Origin of the sequence: Geobacillus sp. DSP4a (genome assembly GCF_013096875.1) — a bacterium.
GTDB classification, from domain to species: Bacteria; Bacillota; Bacilli; order Bacillales; family Anoxybacillaceae; genus Geobacillus; species Geobacillus thermophilus.
The window spans coordinates 1-4,861 of record NZ_SDLD01000083.1 but is presented as its reverse complement, the minus strand read 5'-3'; the positions used below and the strand labels follow the sequence as shown (position 1 = coordinate 4,861).

Here is a 4,861-nt window from a genome sequence, read left to right as displayed (position 1 = left end):
CGATTAGAGGGGTTAGGGTACGAAGTGAAACTAGAAAAAACGAGTGCATAGCACTTATTAACCATATATATACTGAAATACCTTCCTTTGGAATCCGATTCCGAAGGCTAGGTGGGCTCCGTTTTTTTGTCTTAAATGGTGTTTTCAGGATAGATGCAACGAAATCGTTTAACATATCCTTGGCGGAAAAGTGGCTCATCCATTTTTGACTGTCGAAGGCAAGCCTATGGCTTGCCTCCGTCACGCTAAAGCGTGACGGAAGACCGAACAACGACTCGCTTCACAGACCCATTCATGGGTCTTTAAGCGGCGTTGTTCGCTCGCCCGACAGTCGATCCAATCGCTCTGTAAAAACTACAAATGTTAAAGATTCAAATTGCACCTATATAGTTCCCTATTCATTCCAAATCCATTTCAGAGAAACCCTACCCCCATTATATTACACAAAATTCTTGACGGTACCTAGCAATTTCCTATAAACTCTTTCATACGATAAATAAAGCTCACTTTACATATCGGTTTTTAATCATTAGAGTAATTTTACGTGTCAGGAGGGATTGACGATGAATGTTTACCTAATCATTTTCAACGTTGCTATATTGCTATTATTGATTGGTGTTCTGGCCTATATGCAAAAGAAACACGTTTCCTTCTCCAAACGGGTATTTACTGCTCTTGGACTCGGAATCGCCTTTGGGTTCGCATTGCAGGCAGTGTATGGGGCTGGTTCCGCTATCGTCCAGCAGTCCACCCAATGGTTTGACATTGTCGGCACAGGCTATGTAAAACTGTTGCAAATGATTGTTATGCCATTAGTTTTCATTTCTATCGTTATGGCGTTTACCAAACTTTCTATATCTAATAATTTAGGAAAAATCGCCACGCTCATTATTGGGCTATTATTGGGCACTACGGCGATATCTGCTTCTATCGGCATCATGGCCTCATTAGGCTTTCAATTAGAGGCGGTGGACATTCCTTCGGGAGAGGCGGAACAGATACGTGGGCAGGAGTTAGAACAAAAATATGAACAAATTCAAAACCTGTCTTTCCCACAAAAAATAATCGAGCTGCTTCCGGCAAATCCATTTTTAGATTTCACGGGACAGCGCAGCACATCCACCATAGCGGTTGTTATTTTCGCCGCCTTTGTCGGCATTGCTTATTTAGGAGTTGCTAAAAAACAGCCTGAACAGGCGGAAATGTTCAAAAAAATAGTAGATTCCCTGTACGCGATCGTCATGCGCATCGTCACGCTAGTGCTGCGTCTAACGCCTTACGGAATTTTAGCCATTATGTCCCGAGTGACTGCGACAAGCGATATCAACTCTATTGCAAAACTAGGAAAATTCGTCGTGGCTTCCTATATTGCACTTTTCGTTATGTTTGCCGTTCATTTGCTAATTTTAGCGTTGTCCGGACTAAACCCTATTACTTACGTAAAAAAAGTGCTGCCGGTACTGTCGTTTGCATTCACTTCTCGTTCAAGCGCGGCCACTCTTCCATTGAATGTTAAAGCACAAACAACCGCGCTTGGCGTTCCCGAAGGCATCGCCAACTTTGCCGGCTCATTTGGGCTGTCAATTGGGCAAAATGGCTGTGCCGGCATTTATCCTGCCATGCTTGCAGTGATGATCGCACCAACCGTTAACATCGATCCAACTTCTCTTTCCTTTATTTTGACGCTTATTCTAGTCGTCACCATCAGTTCGTTTGGGGTTGCAGGCGTTGGCGGCGGTGCTACGTTTGCGGCGATTCTAGTGTTATCGACCATGAATCTGCCAGTAGCATTAGCAGGATTGCTCATTTCCGTAGAGCCGCTGATTGACATGGGAAGAACTGCCTTGAATGTCAGCGGAAGCATGACCGCCGGTGTCGTCACCAGCCGCATCACTAAAGAATTGGATTTAAATATCTATAACGGAGAAACGCAAAAACTAGAAGCATAGGGCTTGGATATATGTCTTGCACTTTCCCGCCCACGCCAAAACATCCGGCTGCACTTGTGCGGTAAATGAAAGAAGAGAGCCTAAACATTATGAGCACCTGTCAAGCAGACACGCATAAAAAAATTACGGCATGGGTTCAGTATCCAACAGAACCCATGCCGTATTCATTTGTGCTTCTTCAACAATTTGCAGCGAAACGGAAACATGTCATGGCACCACAGATTATAGAAAAAATTCTGTTCTTCGACGGGAGTAAGAAATTGTTCACATTTTTAAATTCCATCCTGTATAAACACCTGCTAAAAATATTGTCGTAATCACAATAAAATGGAAGACAACCCATCCCCATCTTCCATAGCGAAAAGATTTAGATTGTATCGGTTTTCTTGAATGAGTTGGAACAATTTTTCCACCAATCCACTCAAAAAGAAGCAAATAAATCCACCACCATGTATAAGAGTCCCAAGCATCCCAGTTTTCTTTGTAATCCATTATCTTAACTGGGGGGAATAACACGAAAATTTCTAAAAGCATCGCGATATGAACCATCCCCCAGTAAAAGGGGATCTTCCATCCCCATTTAGACGGACTATATCTCACTCCGAAAAGAACATAAAAAGGAATGACCGTAAACATTTCAATGATAGGTATCGGTGACATAGGGATAAGTCTAGCCGGAAAAGAGTAAAATCCGATAGAAACAAATACAAAACAAAGGAAAGCTCCCGTCAAACCGCTTATAAAATAGACTGTAGATGAGCAATTTTCATAACAATAATTACCATGTAAAAAGAAACAAACAGGGTACCCCTTATGCCACATGGAGCTGTTTTTTCACGGTATCAATGGGAATATTTTGTTTCGCTGCACAGTAAATGAACTCCACGAGGCTATGTCCTTTTCTCTTGCGCAAGAGATCGAGCCCATCAGAAAAATCGCTGTTCGACTCGAATAGGCTGTACACGTAAGCAAGCTGCACCAAGATCCAGTAGCGTTTCACCGCCCGAACCTGACGAACACGGTACCCATCGAGCTTCAGCTGGTCTTTCGCTTGTCGAAAAAAGCATTCGATCGACCAGCGTTGGGCATAGTGGCGCAAGATGTCTTCATCGCTTAGCTCCCGGTCGGTGCTCAAGACGCAGTGAAGATGTTCCGATGTCATCGGCTGATTGGCTTTCCAAGCGAGCAGCACCACCGCATGGTCGAGGCCGTTGAGCGCTCCTTCGTAACGATAGACGCGATAATGCTCTTCTCCCACCGTGACGAGGTGAGTGTCATTCGGTTCGATGGAGCGGGCCAACTGCTTCGCTTGGACGGCAACGCCGTTCGGATAGAGAATCCGGTTCGTCTTGAGCATCGCGATGACGTGGAATCCTTTTTTCAGACAAGCCGTACATCCAACGAAGAAAGCATCTCGATCGCGAGTTCCCCTTTGCTTTTTCCCGCCGTCTTGTCATAGAGGCGGAAGGCAAAGGGAAACGCCTGGGGTGCAGTATGAACCATGAACCAAACAAGAGAATGGCCCCAAATCGATTTTTTCACTGAGTGAGAGTAGTGCCAATCACATCCCTGAATCGCGTGTGTTGCCCGTGACGAAGGCTTGGTTTTTTGGCAAATCGTATCATCGATCGAAACAAACAAGGGTTGATTCTCCTGTTTGGCGATGCGTTCGACACGACGAAGGATCCACTGCTGGAGTTTACGAAGCAGTGTCTCTTCCTCCCACGGACTTTTCGTGAAAAAATGGCTGAGTGTCGTGCGGTGGTTCGGATGAAAGCTCCCATGATGAAGATCGGTCAATGTTCCCGAAAAGCCCTTCGTGATCATTGCATCCACGATATGAACGAGATGCTTCATAACAGGTTTTGAAAAATAAAGGGCCAACCCCAACATCGTGAAAAACTTGTGAATTCCTTGATGATGTGCTAATCTATTCATGAGACATGAACCTCCTTGTGAATGGTTTGGTAGCACATCTATTCTAACCAAGGAATCGGGTTCATGTCTCCTTTTTTGTTTCGATGTAAATTTATGTTAGTGATTTTGCTCATCTACAGTAAATAAAAAATCCTTTGTTTTGACCTTGTTAGGGTGCGAAATGTGAGTCGTAAGGTGCGAAATGTGAGGTTTAGGTAAGTTGGAAGATGAAATTTGCTCAAGGGCAGATGCCGGGGGACAGTGGTGATATACAGAGGAATGCAGCTTGATTTTGGTTGAAATTGCATGTATAAAAACTGTTGACTTCAGATGATGAAAGTAGTATTATGTAAAACGTCGCTTTGGTGGTAGGTAAGAAGCGGCCTAAATGCATTCAACAAAGAACGAAAACGCAAATGAAAACGCAAAAGTTAAAAAATGCTTATTGACAAAATATGATTTTTTGATATAATTAAATTCGCCAGGTTGTTCAAGATAGTAATTAAGAAACTTGGCGATCGTCGGATGGAATCATTATATTAATAAAGAAATTGAATTGCAAACACGAGCGAATTCAGAAAAGCTGAATTCCTCAAGATTATGGAAAGAAGTTGCTTGTTCCTTGAAAACTGAACGAAACGAAGCGCAACGAAAGTGGAGGTCCGCATGGGCCGAAGCAAAAGCCAATCAACTTTCTTTGGAGAGTTTGATCCTGGCTCAGGACGAACGCTGGCGGCGTGCCTAATACATGCAAGTCGAGCGGACCGGATTGGGGCTTGCCTTGATTCGGTCAGCGGCGGACGGGTGAGTAACACGTGGGCAACCTGCCCGCAAGACCGGGATAACTCCGGGAAACCGGAGCTAATACCGGATAACACCGAAGACCGCATGGTCTTCGGTTGAAAGGCGGCCTTTGGGCTGTCACTTGCGGATGGGCCCGCGGCGCATTAGCTAGTTGGTGAGGTAACGGCTCACCAAGGCGACGATGCGTAGCC

General features: G+C 44.6%; 2 protein-coding genes, 1 rRNA gene and 1 pseudogene. 2 read left to right on the top strand and 2 right to left on the bottom strand.

The features are described from left to right. The first annotated feature begins 563 nt into the window (after window positions 1-563). Window positions 564-1,949, top strand: a complete 1,386-nt coding sequence (locus tag ETC02_RS16085) for an L-cystine transporter (RefSeq protein WP_049625340.1) — start codon at window positions 564-566, stop codon at window positions 1,947-1,949. Between the two features lie 264 nt (window positions 1,950-2,213). On the opposite strand, the gene ETC02_RS18230 is transcribed toward ETC02_RS16085, so the two are convergent. Together ETC02_RS18230 and ETC02_RS16075 are read right to left on the bottom strand one after the other, a co-directional pair. After that, window positions 2,214-2,771 carry a CBO0543 family protein gene (locus ETC02_RS18230; protein ID WP_305847208.1) on the bottom strand — a complete coding sequence of 186 codons (558 nt, stop codon included), beginning with the start codon at window positions 2,769-2,771 and terminating at the stop codon, window positions 2,214-2,216. Then, window positions 2,761-3,887, bottom strand: a pseudogene (locus ETC02_RS16075) (transposase). The gene ETC02_RS18230 and the pseudogene ETC02_RS16075 overlap by 11 nt, the downstream one beginning before the upstream one ends. Window positions 3,888-4,560: 673 nt before the next feature. Between ETC02_RS16075 and ETC02_RS16070 the strand changes: the two are divergent. Then, a 16S ribosomal RNA gene (locus tag ETC02_RS16070) occupies window positions 4,561-4,861 on the top strand; the annotation flags it as partial.